15 protein-coding genes and 1 riboswitch are annotated in these 18,532 nt (G+C 64.6%); of the genes, 10 read left to right on the top strand and 5 right to left on the bottom strand.

What is annotated here, in order from left to right; translation table 11 throughout:
• Nucleotides 1-10: 10 nt before the first annotated feature.
• A complete protein-coding gene (locus MTBLM5_RS06835; RefSeq protein ID WP_173975009.1) occupies nucleotides 11-784 on the bottom strand; it encodes a hypothetical protein in 774 nt (257 codons plus the stop codon).
• 270 nt (nucleotides 785-1,054) lie between these two features.
• Between MTBLM5_RS06835 and MTBLM5_RS06830 the strand changes: the two genes are divergently transcribed.
• Entirely contained in the window at nucleotides 1,055-2,848 is a 1,794-nt protein-coding gene (locus MTBLM5_RS06830; protein WP_173975008.1) for a carboxylesterase/lipase family protein, read from the top strand.
• 54 nt (nucleotides 2,849-2,902) lie between these two features.
• On the opposite strand, the gene MTBLM5_RS06825 is transcribed toward MTBLM5_RS06830, so the two are convergent.
• On the bottom strand, nucleotides 2,903-4,882 hold the full coding sequence (locus MTBLM5_RS06825; RefSeq protein ID WP_173975007.1) for a protein meaA: 1,980 nt from the start codon (nucleotides 4,880-4,882) through the stop codon (nucleotides 2,903-2,905).
• 183 nt (nucleotides 4,883-5,065) lie between these two features.
• On the opposite strand from MTBLM5_RS06825, the gene ccrA reads away from it, so the two are divergent.
• Complete coding sequence (ccrA, locus tag MTBLM5_RS06820; RefSeq protein ID WP_173975006.1) at nucleotides 5,066-6,343, top strand: crotonyl-CoA carboxylase/reductase; 1,278 nt, start codon at nucleotides 5,066-5,068, stop codon at nucleotides 6,341-6,343.
• 82 nt (nucleotides 6,344-6,425) lie between these two features.
• Nucleotides 6,426-8,090: an acyl-CoA dehydrogenase family protein gene (locus MTBLM5_RS06815; RefSeq protein WP_173975005.1), complete on the top strand. Its 1,665-nt coding sequence runs from the start codon at nucleotides 6,426-6,428 to the stop codon at nucleotides 8,088-8,090.
• 63 nt (nucleotides 8,091-8,153) lie between these two features.
• Here MTBLM5_RS06815 and fabI read toward each other — a convergent pair whose 3' ends face one another.
• Nucleotides 8,154-8,954 (bottom strand): enoyl-ACP reductase FabI, encoded by an 801-nt coding sequence (gene fabI, locus MTBLM5_RS06810; RefSeq protein WP_068497016.1) that lies wholly within the window; start codon nucleotides 8,952-8,954, stop codon nucleotides 8,154-8,156.
• 135 nt (nucleotides 8,955-9,089) lie between these two features.
• Nucleotides 9,090-9,168, top strand: a riboswitch (SAM riboswitch).
• Between the two features lie 52 nt (nucleotides 9,169-9,220).
• On the opposite strand from fabI, the gene metZ reads away from it, so the two are divergent.
• From metZ to folE, 3 genes are all read left to right on the top strand, one after another.
• The gene (gene metZ / locus MTBLM5_RS06805; RefSeq protein WP_173975004.1) at nucleotides 9,221-10,429 is read left to right on the top strand and encodes an O-succinylhomoserine sulfhydrylase; all 1,209 of its coding nucleotides are present in this window, start codon (nucleotides 9,221-9,223) and stop codon (nucleotides 10,427-10,429) included.
• Nucleotides 10,430-10,454: 25 nt separating this feature from the next.
• Nucleotides 10,455-10,847, top strand: coding sequence for a Co2+/Mg2+ efflux protein ApaG (gene apaG, locus MTBLM5_RS06800; RefSeq protein WP_173975003.1), 393 nt, complete (start codon nucleotides 10,455-10,457; stop codon nucleotides 10,845-10,847).
• A gap of 64 nt (nucleotides 10,848-10,911) precedes the next feature.
• Nucleotides 10,912-11,550, top strand: a complete 639-nt coding sequence (gene folE / locus MTBLM5_RS06795; protein ID WP_217424984.1) for a GTP cyclohydrolase I FolE — start codon at nucleotides 10,912-10,914, stop codon at nucleotides 11,548-11,550.
• Between the two features lie 197 nt (nucleotides 11,551-11,747).
• On the opposite strand, the gene MTBLM5_RS06790 is transcribed toward folE, so the two are convergent.
• A complete protein-coding gene (locus MTBLM5_RS06790; RefSeq protein WP_173975001.1) occupies nucleotides 11,748-12,908 on the bottom strand; it encodes an aminotransferase in 1,161 nt (386 codons plus the stop codon).
• Between the two features lie 230 nt (nucleotides 12,909-13,138).
• Between MTBLM5_RS06790 and MTBLM5_RS06785 the strand changes: the two genes are divergently transcribed.
• The 4 genes from MTBLM5_RS06785 (at nucleotide 13,139) to MTBLM5_RS06770 (ending at nucleotide 17,144) form a co-directional block, all read left to right on the top strand.
• The gene (locus MTBLM5_RS06785) at nucleotides 13,139-13,477 is read left to right on the top strand and encodes a P-II family nitrogen regulator (protein WP_008616616.1); all 339 of its coding nucleotides are present in this window, start codon (nucleotides 13,139-13,141) and stop codon (nucleotides 13,475-13,477) included.
• A 62-nt stretch (nucleotides 13,478-13,539) separates the two neighbouring features.
• Nucleotides 13,540-14,952 (top strand): type I glutamate--ammonia ligase, encoded by a 1,413-nt coding sequence (gene glnA / locus MTBLM5_RS06780; protein ID WP_068501636.1) that lies wholly within the window; start codon nucleotides 13,540-13,542, stop codon nucleotides 14,950-14,952.
• Between the two features lie 202 nt (nucleotides 14,953-15,154).
• Nucleotides 15,155-16,864: a diguanylate cyclase gene (locus MTBLM5_RS06775; protein ID WP_173975000.1), complete on the top strand. Its 1,710-nt coding sequence runs from the start codon at nucleotides 15,155-15,157 to the stop codon at nucleotides 16,862-16,864.
• 100 nt (nucleotides 16,865-16,964) lie between these two features.
• The gene (locus MTBLM5_RS06770) at nucleotides 16,965-17,144 is read left to right on the top strand and encodes a hypothetical protein (protein ID WP_173974999.1); all 180 of its coding nucleotides are present in this window, start codon (nucleotides 16,965-16,967) and stop codon (nucleotides 17,142-17,144) included.
• 43 nt (nucleotides 17,145-17,187) lie between these two features.
• Here the strand turns inward: MTBLM5_RS06770 and MTBLM5_RS06765 are convergent, their stop codons facing one another.
• Complete coding sequence (locus MTBLM5_RS06765) at nucleotides 17,188-18,321, bottom strand: Fic family protein (protein WP_173974998.1); 1,134 nt, start codon at nucleotides 18,319-18,321, stop codon at nucleotides 17,188-17,190.
• Nucleotides 18,322-18,532 lie beyond the last annotated feature (211 nt).

Genomic DNA, 18,532 nt, shown 5'->3' with positions numbered 1-18,532 from the left:
CCGGAACCGCTCACACCGCCAAGGACACCGGAGCATCCGGCGAGACCGGCGGTGCCACCGGCGCCGGCTCTTTGCTCCAGCCCTCGATCTCGGCCAATCCCTTTTCGATGATCTCGGCGTTTTCGTCGAAGGCGCGGGCTTCCTTCTTGCGCTGATGCTCGTCTTCCAGAAGCGCCAGCATTCCTCGCACCATCACTTTCAGCCGTTCGAAGACTTGGCGGGCGTCACGGATGAATTTTTCATCGGGTGCGTGGATTTGCTGGGCGCCGGCGGCCGCTTGATAGGCATTTCGCGCCTTCTCGCGTTCGGCGGCATGGGCGGCGGCGGCGGCGTCCGAAGCCTCGCCCGTGGTCATGCTCACCCGGGCGGGCGTCTCGGTCTTGGCCGCGCCCGACGGGGCCGCCGGCTCGGCGGCACGGGCAGCGGCGTCCGACGCTGCGCCCGGCTGGGCAGCCGGCCCGGCGGCGGCGGTTTCAGACGATGACGCGGCCGAGGCCGGAGCGACGTCGGCCCGAGGTTCGCCATCCCGGGCATAATCCGAGACGGCATCGGCCAATTGCCGCGCCATCTGACGCAGCACACTGGCCGCCGCCTTGGGATTAAGCGCCAGGACCGGCGCCAACTGTAAAAGTTGCTGCTTCAGCCGCTCGACGGTCTCACGCGCGCGGGCCTTGCGCTCTGCCGACATGCTTTGACGCAGCCCGTCGGCGACACGCCGGCCGTCCTCGACCGCTTGGCGGACGCGCCCCATCACCTTGTCGGCCTCTTCCGCCGCCAAGCGCATCTGTCCCGCTACTTTCCCGGCTTCTGCCGACTGGACTGGCCGAACCAATGGCGACCCCGTGGTCACCTTGCCGATCGTTGCCATGCCCGCCCTCCCTTCTGGAATGCTGACCGTCCCAGTGTGCACCTTTCCCGGGGCACAGCGCAACTGCCGTCACACAACCCTTAAAGTCGTCTTTTTGTGACATTTATACCTGCGTAACTTGCAGTTACTCGCACAAGGTGCGAATTATGGAGTTCATTGACGCAAATACAATCGCAGGAGGGGCGAATGAAGCGTTTATTCGGATGGGCTTTCGCCGTCGCCGCGCTGTCCCTGGGGACCGGCGCCCAGGACGCGCAGGCCCAACAGAGCTGCGCCGCCGGTTCGACGGTCTCCACCGCCGCCGGCCAGGTGTGCGGCACCCAGCAGGGCAACCTGTTCGCCTATATGGGCGTGCCCTATGCCACGCCGCCGATTCCGGCCAACGGGCTGCGCTGGCAGCCGCCCACCGCCATGGCCGCCTGGCAAGGCGTGCGCCAGGCGACCGTGGCCGGCCCGATCTGCGCCCAGGGTAGCCCGCCCAAGCCCGGCAGTTCCGAGGATTGCCTGTATCTCAACGTGTGGACGCCGTCCCAGGCGGTGACCAACGGCCAGGCGCTGCCGGTAATGGTGTTCATCCATGGCGGCGCCTTCGTCATCGGCTCGGGTTCCGAGCCGCTTTATAACGGCGCCTCGCTGGCCGAGACCGGCAACGCGGTGGTGGTGACCCTGAATTACCGCCTGGGCGCGCTGGGCTTCCTGGCCGCCGACAAGGCCCCCGATGGCAAGGCCGGACCGGTGCCGGCCAACCTGGGTATCCAGGACCAGAATTTCGCCCTGCAATGGGTGCAGGCCAACATCAAGAATTTCGGCGGCGACCCGACCAAGGTCACCATCTTCGGCGAAAGCGCCGGCGCCATGAGCGTCGGCCTGCATCTCTATGCCGTGCCGAAAAGTGCCGCGCTGTTCCGGGCCGCCATCATGGAAAGCAACCCGATGTCGGTGCTGTACCGCACGCCGACCCAGGGGTCGAAGGACGGCAAGACCTATCTCAAGATGCTGTGCGACCAGGCCCGCTGGAAGAAATGCGCGCCGACGGTCGCGCAATTGCAGACGGCGAGCCTGGATCAGGTGATGGCGGCGCAGACCGCCTATAGCGCCCAGGGCTCGTCCTTGTGGCGGATCATCCGTAGCGGCTTCCCCGAGGCACTGCCCTGGACCCCGGTGGTCGATGGGGCCTTCGTCACCGGCCAGCCGCTGGACGGCTATGCCAAGGGCATGCCGGCCAAGCCGACCCTGTTCGGCACCAATGCCGACGAAGGCGCCATCTTTGCCGGCATCGCCTGTGCCGGCGAAGCCACCACCAACGGCGTTCCCAACCCCGATGCCGGCCAATTGGCCCAGTGCATCCCGGCCGGCAAGAAAACCTCGCCGCTCGATCCGACCCTGTATGGCGAGGCCATCGCCGGCCTGTTCAAGCCGATCAACGAGCCGCGCATCACCAACTTCAAGGACCCGTCCGGCAATCACCCCTATCGGGCCAGCGCCGCCACCGGCACCAGCTTCTACAACGGCACCGCCCAGACCTTCGCCGCGGTCATCAACGACCAATCGTTCCAGTGCGGCAACCTGCAAAGCGCCAACGCCGCCCTGAAGCAGGCGCCGAACAACCCGATCTGGGCCTATCGCTTCGCCCAGCCGCCCTTGTTCAATTCCTATCCGACGGTGCCGACCCAGGCCTGCGCGCCCGGCAACGGCCAGGTCTGCCATGGTAACGAACTGCCTTACGTGTTCAACACCCTGAGTGAGTTCGTGCAGCCGGTCCCGGCCGCCGATGCGGCCCTGGCGCAAGCCATGGGCCAGGCCTGGACCAGCTTCGCCGCCAATCTGGCCCCGCCCGCCGGTTGGACCCGTTATGCCGCCAATGGCCAGGTCCAGCTGTTCCAGGGCAGTGGCGGCACCATGGCGCCCGGTTCGGCGCAATCGTCCAACTGCACCGCCCTGTGGGACAAGGTCAGCCCGCGCGATCCGGGCGGCAATTGAACGCAAAACGGCCCGCCGGGGTTTCCCCCGGCGGGCCGCTTCTTTCAAGCAAAGCTACGCCGCTTTCGCGCGCCCGGCCACCAGTTCGACGATGTCGCCCATGATGGCGGTGATGTCGTAATCCTTCGGCGTGTAGATCCGGGCACAGCCGGCCGCCAGCAGGATCTTTTCGTCCTCAGGGGGAATGATGCCGCCGGCCACCACCGGGATGTCGCCAATGCCGGCGGCGCGCATGCGGTCCAGCACCTCGGTCACCAGCGGGATGTGGCTGCCCGACAGGATCGACAGGCCGACCACGTGCACGCCTTCTTCCAGCGCGGCGTTGACGATCTGGGCCGGCGTCAGGCGGATGCCTTCATAGACCACTTCCATGCCGGCATCGCGGGCGCGCACGGCGATCTGCTCGGCGCCGTTGGAATGGCCGTCCAGGCCCGGCTTGCCGACCAGCATCTTGATGCGCCGACCCAACTCGGCCGAGACCTGATCGACACGGGTGCGCACCACGCCGATCTTGTCGCCGCCACTTTGGGCGGCGGCGCGGGCCACGCCGGTCGGGGCGCGGTATTCGCCGAACACTTCGCGCAAGGCCTGCGACCATTCGCCGGTGGTCACACCCGCATGGGCGCAGGCGATCGACGGCTCCATGACGTTGCGACCTTCCTGGGCGGCCGAGCGCAAGTTCGCCATCGCCGCCGCGACCGCGCTTTGGTCGCGCCCGGCGCGGAAGGCCTTCAGCCGCTCGATCTGCTCGGCTTCCGACTTGGGATCGACGGTCAGGATCGAGCCATCCCCAGTGGTCAGCGGGGAAGGCTCGGTCTCGGTCCACTTGTTGACGCCGACGACGATCTGCTCGCCGGCCTCGATGGCGCCGATGCGCCGCGCGTTGGATTCCACCAGCTTCTGCTTCATGTAGCTGGATTCAACCGCGTTGACCGCGCCGCCCATCTCGTCGATGCGCTTCAGTTCCTCGCGGGCACCCGCCATCAGCTCGTTCACCTTGCGCTCGATCTCGATTGATCCGTCGAAGATGTCGCCGAATTCCAACAGGTCGCTTTCATAGGCCATGATCTGCTGCAGGCGCAGCGACCATTGCTGGTCCCACGGACGCGGCAGGCCCAGCGCCTCGTTCCAGGCCGGCAACTGCACGGCCCGCGCGCGGGCGTTCTTCGACAGCACGACGGCCAGCATTTCCATGACGATGCGATAGACGTTGTTTTCCGGCTGCTGCTCGGTCAGCCCCAAGGAATTGACCTGCACGCCATAGCGGAAGCGTCGCGCCTTTTCGTCCTTCACGCCGTAACGATCGCGGCAGATCTCGTCCCACAATTGGGTGAAGGCGCGCATCTTGCAAAGCTCGGTGACGAAGCGGATGCCGGCATTGACGAAGAAGCTGATGCGGCTGACCACCTGCTCGAAATCGGCGTCCGGCACGATGGGCTTGACCGTGTCCAGCACGGCGATGGCGGTGGCCAGCGCGAAGGCCAGTTCCTGTTCCGGCGTCGCGCCCGCTTCCTGCAGATGGTACGAGCAGACGTTCATCGGGTTCCACTTGGGAACCTCGCGGTAGGTGAAGGAAATCACGTCGCCGGTCAGCTTCAACGAAGGCTGCGGCGCGAAGATATAGGTGCCGCGCGACAGATATTCCTTGATGACGTCGTTCTGGGTGGTCCCGTTCAGGGCCGAGCGCGCCGCGCCTTGGCGTTCGGCGGTCGCGATATACAGCGACAACAGCCAGGCGGCCGGGGCGTTGATGGTCATCGAGGTGTTCATCTTTTCCAGGGGGATGTCCTGGAACAGGGTCATCATGTCGCCGATATGGCAGACCGGCACGCCGACCTTGCCCACCTCGCCCTTGGCCAGCGGATGGTCGGAATCATAGCCGGTCTGGGTCGGCAGATCGAAGGCGATGGACAGACCGGTCTGACCCTTGGCCAGATTGGTACGGTAAAGCTTGTTGCTTTCCGCCGCCGAGCTGTGGCCGGAATAGGTGCGAAACAGCCAGGGCTTTTCGCGGGCGGGGGTCTTGTCCGTCATGGGGGCCTCTATATGTCCGTACTCAAGGAAGCGCGCGACCTAATATTTCTTCGTCCGCGGGCGTGGCGAAACAAACTATCATTTTGTGCATTGCGAAGAAAGCCGCAAAACGCTAAAACCATCGGACTGTCCGCCGGCCCCTTCGGGCGTGGCTGAACCCCTGCCTGTTTAGGAGAGAGTGGCATGAGCGAAGTGGCGACCAAGCCCGGCCAGGTGATCAAGGACCTCTATGAAGTCGGCGAGATCCCGCCGCTGGGGCACGTCCCCAGCAAGATGTACGCCTGGTGCATCCGGCGCGAGCGCCATGGTGATCCCGACACCGCCATGCAGGTCGAAGTGGTCGACGTGCCGGATGTCGATCCGCACGAAGTGCTGATCATGGTGATGGCCGCCGGCGTCAATTATAACGGCGTTTGGGCCGCGCTCGGCCGGCCGATTTCGCCGTTCGACTATCACAAGGCCGAATACCACATCGCCGGCTCCGACGCCTCGGGCGTGGTCTACAAGGTCGGCTCGAAGGTCAAGCGCTGGAAGGTCGGCGACGAGGTGGTGGTTCACTGCAACCAGACCGACGGCGACGACGAAGAGTGCAACGGCGGCGACCCGATGAATTCGCCCAGCCAGCGCATCTGGGGCTACGAGACCCCGGACGGCTCGTTCGCGCAGTTCACCTGCGTCCAGGCCCAGCAGGTGATGGCGCGTCCCAAGCATCTGAGCTGGGAAGAAAGCGCTTGCTACACCCTGACGCTGGCCACCGCCTACCGCATGCTGTTCGGCCATCGTCCGCACGTCCTGCGTCCCGGCCATAACGTGCTGGTGTGGGGTGCCGCCGGTGGCCTGGGCTCGATGGCCATCCAGCTGATCGCCGTGTCGGGCGCCAATGCCATCGGCGTCATCTCGGAAGAAGACAAGCGCGAGTTCGTGCTGGGTCTGGGCGCCAAGGGCGTCATCAACCGCAAGGACTTCGATTGCTGGGGCCAGTTGCCCGACGTCGACGGCGACCAGAAGGCCTTCGCCGACTACATGAAGAAGACCCGCGAGTTCGGCAAGGCCATCTGGGACATCACCGGCAAGGGCAACGACGTCGACTTCGTGTTCGAACATCCCGGTGAAGCCACCTTCCCGGTGTCGTGCAACGTGGTCAAGCGTGGCGGCATGGTGGTGTTCTGCGCCGGCACCACCGGCTTCAACCTGACCTTCGACGCCCGCTTCGTGTGGATGCGCCAGAAGCGCATCCAGGGCAGCCACTTCGCCAACCTGCTGCAGTCCAGCCAGGCCAACCAGCTGGTGATCGAGCGCCGTATCGATCCGTGCATGTCGGAATGCTTCTCGTGGGACGACATCCCGGCCGCCCACATGAAGATGCTGAAGAACCAGCACAAGCCCGGCAACATGGCCGTGCTGGTCCAGGCCCTGAAGCCCGGCCGCCACACCATCGAGGATTGCATCGAAGGCGATTGATCGCCCTTCGCTTAAGCCTCGCCCCCTCCTTGGCCCACGCGCGAAGGAGGGGGTTCGCATGAAGAAACCAAGGACCGCCCCCATGACCGCCACCATCCTGCTTCCCGACCTGATCCCCACCTGCTCCGCCGCGCTGGAGACCGTCAAGGGCCTGCATGCCGCCGCCAAGGAATCCGTCACCGCCATGGTGTCGAACGGGACCAAGATCGACGGCGCCCTGTTCGAGGCCAACCAGCAGGCCGCCCACGGCTATGCCTGGCTGACCACCTACGTCTCGGCGCTTGAGCAGATGCTGGACTGGGCCAAGCGCATCGAGGCGGGCGGCAAGTTCGGCGAGCTGGAACAGCTGATGCTGCAATCGGCCTTCGGCGAGTATGTCGCCCAGATCTATGGCGGCATCCCGATGAGCCAGGGCGAGCTGATCCGTCCGTCCGACCTGGGGCTGGAATCGGGCATCTGCCACAAGCACAGCTCGGATGCCACCAGCATCCTGCGCAAGAAGGGCAACGCCGCCGCCGTGCGGGTGCGCATCGCCCAGCTGATCCAGGACGGTCACCATTTCGGCGAGCTGGGCCTGGACGACGAGACCCTGGTGCTGATCCAGGAACAGTTCCGCCGCTTCGTCGAGGACAACGTCGCCCCCTATTGCCACGAATGGCACCTGAAGGACGAACTGATCCCGCTGGACGTGCTGAACGCCGTCGCCGAGATGGGCGTGTTCGGCCTGACCCTGCCCGAGGAATATGGCGGGCTGGGCATGGGCAAGACCGCCATGTGCGTGGTCACCGAGGAATTGAGCCGCGGCTATATCGGCGTGGGTAGCCTGGGCACCCGGGCCGAGATCGCCGGCGAGCTGATCCGTCTGGGCGGCACCGAGGAACAAAAGCAGGAATGGCTGCCCAAGATCGCCTCGGGCGAGATCCTGCCGACCGCCGTGTTCACCGAGCCCAATACCGGCTCGGACCTGGGCTCGCTTCGCACCCGCGCGGTCAAGGACGGCGACCATTATGTCGTCACCGGCAACAAGACCTGGATCACCCACGCGGCGCGGACCGACGTGATGACCCTGCTGGTCCGCACCGATCCCACCACCAAGGATTGGAAGGGCCTGTCGATGATGCTGGCCCCGAAGATCAGGGGCACCGAGGAAAATCCCTTCCCATCGGAAGGCATGACCGGCGGCGAGATCAAGGTGCTGGGCTATCGCGGCATGAAGGAATACGAACTGGGCTTCGACGGCTTCAAGGTGCCGGCCGCCAATTTGCTGGGCGGGGTGGAAGGCCAGGGCTTCAAGCAGCTGATGGAAACCTTCGAATCGGCCCGCATCCAGACCGCGGCACGCGCCATCGGCGTGGCCCAGAACGCCATGGAAATCGGCCTGAAATACGCCAACGAACGCGTTCAGTTCGGCAAGGCCATCTATAATTTCCCGCGCGTCGCCTGCAAGATCGCCTGGATGGCGGTGGAAACCATGATCGCCCGCCAGCTGACCTATTTCTCGGCCCGCGAGAAGGATGGCGGCCATCGTTGCGACATCGAGGCCGGCATGGCCAAGTTGCTGGCGGCCCGCGTCGCCTGGGCCAACGCCGACAACGCCCTGCAGGTGCATGGCGGCAACGGCTATGCCGAGGAATATCAGATCAGCCGCGTCCTGTGCGACGCCCGCATCCTCAACATCTTCGAGGGTGCGGCCGAAATCCAGGCCCAGGTCATCGCCCGCGGCCTGCTGTCGGGCGCGCGCGGGTAATTAGTCCCCCGTGGAAAAGTCCTGTGTGGGCGGCCCTGGCTGGGGCCGCCCCTTTTTTCATGATCAGCCGACGATGTGGGCGCCGCCGTCGATGAACAAGGTGGTGCCGGTCACCGACTTGGCACCGTCGCTGACCAGATAGGCCGCGAACGAGCCGCAATCGTCGATGTCGGCCAATTGATGGGTCGGCGCCTTGGCGGCGGCGGCTTCCATCAGTTCGTCGAAGCGGTCGATGCCCGAGGCGGCGCGGGTCTTCAACGGGCCGGGCGACAGGGCGACGACGCGGATGCCCTTCGGGCCCAATTCGTGCGCCATGTACTTGGTGGCACTTTCCAGCGCCGCCTTGACCGGCCCCATGACGTTGTAATGCTCGACCACCTTGCGGCCGCCATAGAACGAGATGGTCATCAGGCAGCCGCCATTGGTCATCAACGGCTCGGCCAGCTTGCCCATGCGCATGAAGGAATGGCACGACACGTCCATCGCCATCTGGAAGCCGTCGCGCGAACAATCGACGACGCGGCCATGCAGGTCGTCGCGATTGGCGAAGGCGATGGAATGGATGACGAAATCCAGCCGCCCCCAAGTCTTCTCGATCTCGGCGAACACCGCTTCCAGCTGGCCTTCTTCCCGCACGTCGCAGGGCAGGACGATCTGGGCGTCCAGGCCCTCGGCCAACGGGCGCACCCACTTTTCCGCCTTGTCGTTCAGATAGGTGACGGCCAAGTCGGCGCCGTAGGCCCGGCAATGCTTGGCGCAGCCATAGGCGATCGATTGCTCGTTGGCGATGCCGACGACCAGGCCCTTCTTGCCGGCAAGGTTCAAGGTGGCGACCTGCTGATAAGGCTTAACGATGGCATCCATAGCGTGCGTCCTTCTTCATTCCGATGATGCTGCACTGCAAAATAGGGACTTGCCCCTGGTATGACAAGTTCGGAAAACCACATTTAACATAAGTGAATTATTCGCCTTGACGCATATAGCTCGGATCGTCTAAGAGGAATCCATCGTGGTGATTTGACCGACCGGCTTGCGGCCACGTAAAACCAAACGCTAAAGAGGTCCGGTAGTGGGTCCCTTTCCCGCCCCGGCTTCTGTTGGCCGGGGCTTTCGTTTTCCAGGGATCCGCCATGACCGACCGCCCTCTTCGTTCCCGCACCCGTCAGGTCCGCGCCGGCCTTAACCGTTCCGGTTTCTCGGAAACCTCGGAAGCCATCTTCATGACCTCGGGTTATGTCTATGGCAGCGCCGAGGAGGCCGAGGCCGCCTTCGACGGCACGCTGGACCGCATGGTCTATTCCCGCTTCAAGAACCCCACCGTCGCCACCTTCGAGGATCGCCTGGCCGCCATCGAAGGCGCCGAGGCAGCCCGCGCCACCGCCTCGGGCATGGCCGCCGTCCACGCCGCCCTGGTCTGCCAGTTGAAGGCCGGCGACCGGGTGGTGGCGCCGCGCGCCCTGTTCGGATCGTGCACCTGGATCATCAACGACCTGTTGCCGCGCTTCGGCGTCAATCCGACCTTCGTCGATGGCACCGACCTTGACCAATGGAAGGCCGCCCTGGCGACGCCCGCCGCAATAGTGTTCCTGGAAACGCCCTCGAACCCGACGCTGGAGGTGATCGACCTGCCGGCGGTGGCCGAGCTGGCCCACCGGGCCGGCGCCCGGGTGGTGGTCGACAACGTGTTCGCCACGCCGATCCTGCAAAGCCCGCTGGAGCTGGGCGCCGACGTGGTGGTCTATTCCGCCACCAAGCATATCGACGGCCAGGGCCGCTGCCTGGGCGGCGCCATCCTGGGGAGCAAGGATTTCATCGCCGACACGCTGTCGCCCTATCTGCGCCATACCGGCCCGGCGCTGTCGCCCTTCAATGCCTGGGTGCTGCTGAAGGGGCTGGAAACCCTGGACCTCAGGGTCGAGCGCCATTCGGCCAACGCGCTGGCGGTGGCCCGCTTCCTGGAAGGACGGCCCGAGATCGCCCGGGTGCTGTATCCCGGCCTGGAAAGCCACCCCCAGCACGATCTGGCCAAGCGCCAGATGAAGGGCGGCTTCGGCGGCATCGTCGCCTTCACCTTGAAGGGCGGCAAGCAGGCGGCCTATGACCTGCTGAACCGCCTCGAGGTCATCGACATCTCGAACAATCTGGGCGATTCGAAAAGCCTGGCCTGCCATCCCTGGACCACCACCCACCAGCGCCTGAGCCCGGAAGACAAGCTGGCCCAAGGCATCGGCGAGGGCCTGATCCGCCTGTCGGTCGGATTGGAGGACGCGGCCGACCTGATCGACGATCTACGGCTGGCCTTGGAACCCGGCGCGAACGGTTCTAAGATAGGGGTTTGACGGAAGGCATCGCGGGGACCTCGCCATGTACAGCCAAACCACCCGAGGCATCACGGTGACGGTGCAGCCGGTCTATCTGGACGACCAGTCCGACCCCACCGAGAACCGTTATGTCTGGGCGTATCAGGTCCGCATCGACAACCAGGGCGACACCACCGTCCAGCTGCTGCGCCGCCATTGGGTGATCACCGACGCCCTGGGCCGCGTGCAGGAAGTCCGGGGCGCCGGCGTCGTCGGCGAACAGCCGGTGCTGCAGCCCGGGCAATCATTCGAATATACCAGCGGCACGCCATTGCCGACCTCGTCGGGGATCATGGTCGGCAGCTACGAGATGGAGGCCGAGACCGGCGAAGTGTTCGATATCGCCGTCCCCGCCTTCTCGCTGGACAGCCCGCACGAAACCGTGCGGTTGAACTGACCTTGCAAGACGAGCCGTTCGACGCCACATGGGCCAGGGAGCGTCGAGCCAGGAGAACACCACCATGACCACCGCCACATTGCCGGCCGAGTTGCGCCCGCACCTGAAGGACCGGCCCACCCGCGACGAGGCCGAGGCCGCCGTGCGCACGCTTCTGCGTTGGGCCGGCGACGACCCCGACCGCGAGGGTCTGGTCGGCACCCCGGAGCGGGTGGTGCGCGCCTACGAGGAATTCTTCGAGGGCTACGAGCAGGACCCGGTCGAGATTTTGCAGCGCACCTTCGAGGAAACCGACGGCTACGACGAAATGGTCGTCCTGCGCGACATCCGCCTGGAAAGCCATTGCGAGCACCATATGGTGCCGATCATCGGCAAGGCCCATGTCGCCTATCTGCCGGGCCGGCGTGTCGTCGGCATCTCGAAGCTGGCCCGCATCGTCGAGGTGTTCGCCAAGCGCCTGCAGATCCAGGAAAAGCTGACCAGCCAGATCGCCAACGCCATCAACGAGGTGCTGCAGCCCAAGGGCGTCGCTGTGGTGATCGAGGCGGCGCACCAATGCATGACCACCAGGGGCGTGCGCAAGCCGGGCGTGACCATGGTCACCAGCCGCATGCTGGGCGAGTTCCGCGACAACCCGGCGACCCGGCGCGAATTCATGTCGCTGATCCAGGGCCAGCACGGCGACGGCCTGTCGAACGTCTAACAGGCTGCGGAAAAACTCGGCGTTCCTGTCAGTTTGCTCAATCCGTCATGGCCGGGCTTGACCCGGCCATCCACGTGTCTTCGCAAAAATTCCATTGAAAACAGGTAATTAGGCGGCGGCGCGTGGATGCCCGGATCAAGTCCGGGCATGACGAAGAGGGGCTTTCGGGCACCAGATCGGTGTTTTTCCGCAACCCGCTACCCCTTCGCGAAGAAGGCCTTCAGTCGGCTCATCGCCTCGTCGATGGCCTGGTCGGTCTTGGCGAAGCAGAAGCGGGCGTAATGGTCGGGGCCGTTGCCGTCGAAGAAGGCCGACACCGGGATGGCCGCCACGCCGGCCTGCTCGGTGATGGTGCGGCAGAAATCGCGGTCGTCGCCGGCAAAGCCCAGCGGACGGAAATCGGCCGACAGGAAATAGCTGCCGAAACAGGGAAGCGGGGCCAGCCCGGCCGCCTTCAGCCCGGCCGCCAGGCGGTCGCGCCTGGCTGTCAGGACCGCCGGCAGGCTGTCGATATAATCGCCAGCATCGTCCAGCCCGCGCGCCACCGCCGCCTGAAGGGTCGGCGAGGTGGTGAAGGTCAGGAACTGGTGGGCCTTGGCGATCGGGGCCAGCAGCGGCGCCTCGGCCACCACCCAGCCGACCTTCCAGCCGGTCAGGGAAAAAATCTTGCCGGCCGAGCCGACCTTGGCGCAGCGGGCGCGCATGCCGGGCAGGCTCATCAGCGGAATGTGGGCGTGGCCGTCATAGCTGAGGTGCTCGTAGACCTCGTCGCACACCGCCAGCGCGTCGTGGGCTTCCAACAGACCGGCCAGGAAGGCCAGGTCGTCCGCATTCCACACCTTGCCACACGGATTGGTCGGGCTGTTCAGCACCACCAGCTTGGTCTTCGGCCCGAACATCGCCGCCAGCGCCTCGCGGTCGATGCCCCAGTCGGGCGGCAACAGGCGCACCAGTCGGGGCACGCCGCCGGCCCGGCGGATGATCGGCAGGTAGGAATCGTACAAGGGCTCGAACAAGATCACCTCGTCGCCCGGCTCGATCAGGCCGAACAGGCAGGCGGCCAGCGCCTCGGTGGCGCCCGAGGTCACCATCACCTCGTCCGGCCGCACCGCATTCTTCCAATAGCGGCATTCGTGGCCGGCCACCGCCTCGCGCAAGGCGGGGATGCCCATCATCGACGGATATTGGTGCGGCCCGGCCAAGGCGGCTTCCGCCAGGGCCGAGATCAGCGCCGGCGGCTCCAGCCCCTCGGGGAAGCCTTGGCCCAGATTGACGGCGCCATGGGCCTGGGCCAGACGCGACATGGTCTCGAAGATGGTGGTGCCGCAGGCGGCGAAGACGGTATTGGCGCGGGCCACGCTGACTTGCTCCGGCGAAGAGGCGGGTTCTCCTATCTACCACGGAAGAGGCAGAACGTCAGCGGCGGCGAATTGCCCAAGCTTTGGGCTTTGCTGCCAAAAAAAACGGCAGTTTTCCAGGGATTGCGCCAATGTTCCCTTTGTTTTCCCGGTGGATGAACTGGCACAAGGCGTGCTACATGTCGTGCCGCGCCAAGCGCTGGTTCCACGTTATCCGAGAGACCCGGTCCATGAAGAAGATCGAAGCGATCATCAAGCCGTTCAAGCTCGATGAAGTGAAGGAAGCCCTGCATGAAGTCGGACTCCAGGGTCTGACCGTGACCGAGGCCAAGGGCTTCGGCCGCCAGAAGGGCCATACCGAATTGTACCGTGGCGCCGAATACGTGGTCGACTTCCTGCCGAAGGTGAAGATCGAGCTGGTGATCGAGGACAACCTCGTCGAACGTGCGGTCGAAGCCATTCAGCAGGCGGCCCACACGGGGCGCATCGGCGACGGCAAGATCTTCATTTCCACCGTCGAGGAAGCGATCCGCATCCGCACCGGTGAACGCGGCAGCGACGCCATCTAGTCCTGCCCACGACGATTTCAAATACGTTTTTTCCACCACATCCAAACTCAGGAACTTTGACCATGGCTGACGAAGTCAAGAAAGTCCTCGAACTGATCAAGGAACACGACGTCAAGTACGTCGACTTCCGCTTTACGGACCCGCGCGGCAAGTGGCAGCACACCGCTCAGCACGTCTCGACCATCGACGAGGAAATGCTGACCGAAGGCATCATGTTCGACGGCTCGTCGATCGCCGGTTGGAAGAGCATCAACGAATCCGACATGATCCTGATGCCGGACTGCTCGTCGGCGATGATGGACCCCTTCGCCGCCCAGGCCCAGCTGATCATCAATTGCGACATCGTCGAGCCGGCCACCGGCCAGCTGTATGACCGCGACCCCCGCTCGATCGCCAAGCGCGCCGAAGCCTATGTGAAGTCGTCGGGCGTGGGCGATGCCACCTATTTCGGCCCGGAAGCCGAATTCTTCGTGTTCGACGACGTCAAGTTCAAGACCGGCATGAATGTCGGCTATTACGAGCTGTCGTCGGAAGATGGCTGCGAAGCCTCGGGCAAGGAATTCTCGGAAGGCAATCTGGGCCACCGCCCGGGCGTCAAGGGCGGCTATTTCCCGGTTCCGCCGGTGGACTCGGCCGTCGACATGCGCGCCGAAATGCTGACCATCATGGGTGAGATGGGCCTGCCGATCGAGAAGCACCACCACGAAGTGGCCGCTTCGCAGCACGAGCTGGGCATCAAGTTCGGCAGCCTGATCGAGGCCGCCGACAACATCCAGACCTACAAGTACGTCGTGCACAACGTCGCCGCGTCGTACGGCAAGACCGCGACCTTCATGCCGAAGCCGATCTATGGCGACAACGGCTCGGGCATGCACGTCCACCAGTCGATCTGGAAGGCCGGCAAGCCGCTGTTCGCCGGTTCGGGCTATGCCGACCTGTCGGACATGGCTCTGTACTACATCGGCGGCATCATCAAGCACGCCAAGGCCATCAACGCCTTCACCAACCCGCTGACCAACAGCTACAAGCGCCTGATCCCCGGCTTCGAAGCCCCGGTGCTGCTGGCCTACTCGGCCCGCAACCGTTCGGCCTCGTGCCGCATCCCCTACTCGGCCTCGCCGAAGGGCAAGCGCGTCGAGGTCCGCTTCCCCGATCCGGGCGCGAACCCCTACCTGGCCTTCTCGGCCATGCTGATGGCCGGTCTGGACGGTATCGCCAACAAGATCCACCCCGGCGATCCGATGGACAAGAACCTGTACGACCTGCCTCCGGAAGAGCTGAGCCAGGTCCCGACCGTGTGCGGCAGCCTGCGTGAGGCCCTCGAGGCCCTGCGCGCCGACAACGACTTCCTGTGCAAGGGCGACGTGTTCTCGAAGGACTTCATCGAGAGCTACATCGAGCTGAAGTACGAAGAAGTCTATCGCTTCGAGCACACCCCGCATCCGGTCGAGTTCGACATGTACTACTCGGTCTAATCCGAGCGTCGAACAAAATCGCTACGGGAACCCCCGCCAGGAAACTGGCGGGGGTTTTCGTTTTCATGAAAAGTACCCAAAGACACAAGTAATCAACAGAGAACAAAACCATCGGATGTAACCCAGATACAGAGCTTGTATTTATAAATCTGAATATGTATATGATCGCCGACGGGATATCGGGGCCGGGGATTACGGACAGATGGGGAATGACGTGGGGGCGGCCGAACGGCGAAAGCGCAAGGTCCAGTTTTCCGACAACGCCATCGTCACCCTGGAGGTAACCGACCAGTTCGCCGCCCGCTGCCGCTTCGGCACCGTCGAGGAGGCCAACAGCGCCGCCGCCCGCTTCCTGGGCGTGGCACAGCTCGAGGGTCTGCTGGGCCGGTCGCTCTTGGACTTCATCGCCGACGATTACCGCCCGGTGATCCAGGAATTGCTGGACCTGCACGTCGTCGAGCTGGACCCCATCCCGCTGATGATCCACACCCCCGACGGCAAGTCGCGTGAGGCCGAGATCAAGATCCATCCGGCCCGCGAGCTGGGTGACGGGTCGGCGATCGTCACCTTGCGCGATCTGGCGGCGCAAACCCGGGCGGCGATGCAGGCCCGGCGCATGGACGCGCTGTTCCGCAGCCTGGTCGACAACGCCATGCATATGATCTGCCGCTGCCATGGCGAGCGGGTGGTCTATATCAACAGCTCCGGGCGCGACCTGATCGGTCTGTCGCCCGACGATGGCGAGGCCAATTGGCCGATCTGGACCTTCTTCGACGAGCCCTATCGCAGCCTGTTCCACGAGGATTTGTCCGCCCTGCTGGACGAGACCGGCATCGTCCCGGTGCGGTTCCGTCGTATCGACGGCAGCGCCATCGACGTGCAGGTCCGCATCACCCGCCTGCCCGACGAGGACAACGACATCGAGTTCATGCTGGAAGCGCGCGACATCACCGGCCAGAACAAGGCGGTGTCGGCCCTGAGGGCGATGAACGACTCGCTGGAACGCCGGGTCGCCGAGCGCACCTCGGAACTCAACATCCAGAAGGGCTTCCTGGAACGCCTGCTGACGGCCATGCCCAATCCGGTGTGGTGGAAGGGCCTGGACGGCCGCTATCTTGGCTTCAACAACGCCTTCGCGACGTTGCTGAACGCCGATTCCGACACCTGGGTCGGCCGCTCGATCGAGGATGTCGCCCCGGGCGACCATGTCGCCCTGTCGAAGGCGCGCGACGAACAGGCCCTGAACGGGCCGCCGATCGCCTATGAGATGGAGCTGCAGGCCGGAGACGGCAAGCGGCAGTTCCTGGTCAACAAGACCGCCTGGCTGAACGAGCGCCAACAACCGGCCGGCCTGATCGGGGTGATGGTCGACATCTCGCGCCAGAAGGACCTGGAAAACGAGTTGCGTCGCCTGGCGACCACCGACGCCCTGACCGGCACCTTCAACCGCCGCCATTTCATGGAGCAGGCGGCGGAAATGGTCGCCGTCGCCCGACGCCACCATCGCGCCGCTTCGGTGATGATGCTCGACATCGACCATTTCAAACGCATCAACGACACCTATGGCCATCCGGTCGGCGACCTGGCCATCAAGGCGCTGGCTACCACCTGCATGGGCGCGCTACGCGGGTCCGACATCCTGGGCCGTCTGGGCGGCGAGGAATTCGCCATCTGCCTGCCGGAAACCGACCTGACCGGCTGCCGCATCCTGGCCGAGCGCATGCGCGAGGCGGTGGCCGCCATCTGCGTCGAGGCCGACGGCCACCAGGTCCGCTTCACCGCCTCGATCGGCATCGCCGGCCTGGAAGAGGCCGATCATTCGGTCGATATCGTGCTGGCCCGCGCCGACCAGGCCTTGTACCGGGCCAAGAATGGCGGTCGCAACCGCGTGGTCGCCGACCGCGACGCCTGAGCGAGGTTACAAGACACCCATCGAGTCATCAAACCGTCTGTTGCGCTGCAGCATGGCGGTCGCGACAATGCCGCATCACACCCGTTCGAGGAGATGCGTCATGACCCACATGATCCCTGAGTTGCGCGAACTGGGCGAACATCTGGAGGCCGAGGCCGAGGGCCGCCCGTTCGACCGCCGCCGCGCCCATGTCCTGGCCCATCGCATCGCCGAACGTCACCCGGAAATCCGCAAGACCATGAACCTGCTGGTCGAACGGCTGGGCGAGGAACGGGTTTAACCCGGGCCCGGTTGGGCCGTAGCCCGGGCTGACGATATGAAGGTCACGCCGAGCGGACCACCGACAATAATGGCTCGAACGAGAAAAGGGCTGGCCGTCGCCCGGCGGCGGGGCTGACCGTCTTAAGGAGTCGGGCGTCGCTGAGTGCCCGCGCGAAGCGCTGGGCGGTGGCCTCAGGGATGCCCGATTTGCGCGTAAAATCGCTGTTGCGAAAGACCGGACGGGAAAACAGGAAATCCAGCGCCCTGGTGCTCCATTGTGACGACAGCGTTTCGCGGAACCTGTCCTTCATGTCTTCGTAGAGATCGCTGATCTCCTCGGCCTTGGCCAAGTTCCGCCGCGCCTGGGCGTCCAGCCCTCCCAGAAAGAACTCGACCCAGTCGGTCCAGGCCCCGACCCGCGACACTTCCCGCATGCGGTCGATGTATTCGTCGCGGTTCTCTTCGAGAAAGGCGCTGACATAAAAGTGTGGCGCCGAAATCACCCGATGGTTCCACAACATCAGGGTAATCAGCATCCGCCCGATTCGGCCGTTCCCGTCCTTGAACGGGTGGAGCGCCTCGAATTCCAGATGAGCCAGCGCCGTCCTGATCAGGATTTCCTGCTCGTCGTCGGCCATGTAGCCGACCAGCGCGCCCATTCCATCGGTCAGGCGTTCGGGACTGACGGGGACGAAACTAACCTTCCGACGCCCCCTGTCGGCGATGTAATTCTGCTCGGTCTTGTAACTCCCCGGCGTCATCCTGGCTCCGCGCCCGAGTCCCAGCAACTCGGCATGGGCGCTGCGGATCAGCCATTCCGACAAGGGCGCGCCATCCTCCATCCGCCGCTGTGCGTTGCGCATGGCCCGACCGTACAGCGCCACCTCGATGACATCGTCACGCACGCGCACCCCTGGCGCATCGCCATCCTCGGCATGGTCGGCCTCGTACTGCAGGACCTCGTCCAAGGTGCTGACCGTCCCTTCCATGCGCGACGACACCACAGCCTCTTGGCTCCGCAACGGCGCCAGAAGGATTTCGCTGTTATGCATGCCCTTCAGCATCTGATCGTAGCGGGCCAGCGACGCGGCGGCCCGAGTCAGGGGCTTGATCAGACGAGCCGCATCCAGTGAAGGGGGAGGAAAATGCCCGTAGTGGTACTGAACCGCTTCGCTGAAATCGAGTCGCTGATCCATCAACCGCCTCCGGCGCGAACATCACGCACCCTGCCATGCGCAATATGAGCCCACATGCGGGTTGTCGTTAACGAAATAGGCTTTTATGCGAAACAAACCGAGTTGTCCAGAGTGGACACATACCAAACGGGCTTGTTGCGCATGAAAGCCGGATTCGCGCGACACAAACGCCATCAGGCGGAACGCATGCGCATCAAACCGTCTTGTGTCG

Origin of the sequence: Magnetospirillum sp. LM-5 (assembly GCF_902729445.1) — a bacterium.
Taxonomy (GTDB): Bacteria; Pseudomonadota; Alphaproteobacteria; order Rhodospirillales; family Magnetospirillaceae; genus Magnetospirillum.
This window is presented reverse-complemented; position numbering and strand designations above follow the sequence as displayed.

What these genes read in the sequence shown, in the direction of transcription:
- MTBLM5_RS06815 (WP_173975005.1), top strand. Translation starts at nt 6,426, where the DNA reads ATGACCGCCACCATCCTGCTTCCCGACCTGATCCCCACCTGCTCCGCC.
- apaG (WP_173975003.1), top strand. Translation starts at nt 10,455, where the DNA reads ATGTACAGCCAAACCACCCGAGGCATCACGGTGACGGTGCAGCCGGTC.
- fabI (WP_068497016.1), bottom strand. Translation starts at nt 8,954, where the DNA reads ATGGATGCCATCGTTAAGCCTTATCAGCAGGTCGCCACCTTGAACCTT.
- MTBLM5_RS06770 (WP_173974999.1), top strand. Translation starts at nt 16,965, where the DNA reads ATGACCCACATGATCCCTGAGTTGCGCGAACTGGGCGAACATCTGGAG.
- MTBLM5_RS06765 (WP_173974998.1), bottom strand. Translation starts at nt 18,321, where the DNA reads ATGGATCAGCGACTCGATTTCAGCGAAGCGGTTCAGTACCACTACGGG.
- ccrA (WP_173975006.1), top strand. Translation starts at nt 5,066, where the DNA reads ATGAGCGAAGTGGCGACCAAGCCCGGCCAGGTGATCAAGGACCTCTAT.
- metZ (WP_173975004.1), top strand. Translation starts at nt 9,221, where the DNA reads ATGACCGACCGCCCTCTTCGTTCCCGCACCCGTCAGGTCCGCGCCGGC.
- glnA (WP_068501636.1), top strand. Translation starts at nt 13,540, where the DNA reads ATGGCTGACGAAGTCAAGAAAGTCCTCGAACTGATCAAGGAACACGAC.
- MTBLM5_RS06830 (WP_173975008.1), top strand. Translation starts at nt 1,055, where the DNA reads ATGAAGCGTTTATTCGGATGGGCTTTCGCCGTCGCCGCGCTGTCCCTG.
- MTBLM5_RS06835 (WP_173975009.1), bottom strand. Translation starts at nt 784, where the DNA reads ATGCGCTTGGCGGCGGAAGAGGCCGACAAGGTGATGGGGCGCGTCCGC.
- MTBLM5_RS06825 (WP_173975007.1), bottom strand. Translation starts at nt 4,882, where the DNA reads ATGACGGACAAGACCCCCGCCCGCGAAAAGCCCTGGCTGTTTCGCACC.
- MTBLM5_RS06775 (WP_173975000.1), top strand. Translation starts at nt 15,155, where the DNA reads ATGGGGAATGACGTGGGGGCGGCCGAACGGCGAAAGCGCAAGGTCCAG.
- MTBLM5_RS06785 (WP_008616616.1), top strand. Translation starts at nt 13,139, where the DNA reads ATGAAGAAGATCGAAGCGATCATCAAGCCGTTCAAGCTCGATGAAGTG.
- folE (WP_217424984.1), top strand. Translation starts at nt 10,912, where the DNA reads ATGACCACCGCCACATTGCCGGCCGAGTTGCGCCCGCACCTGAAGGAC.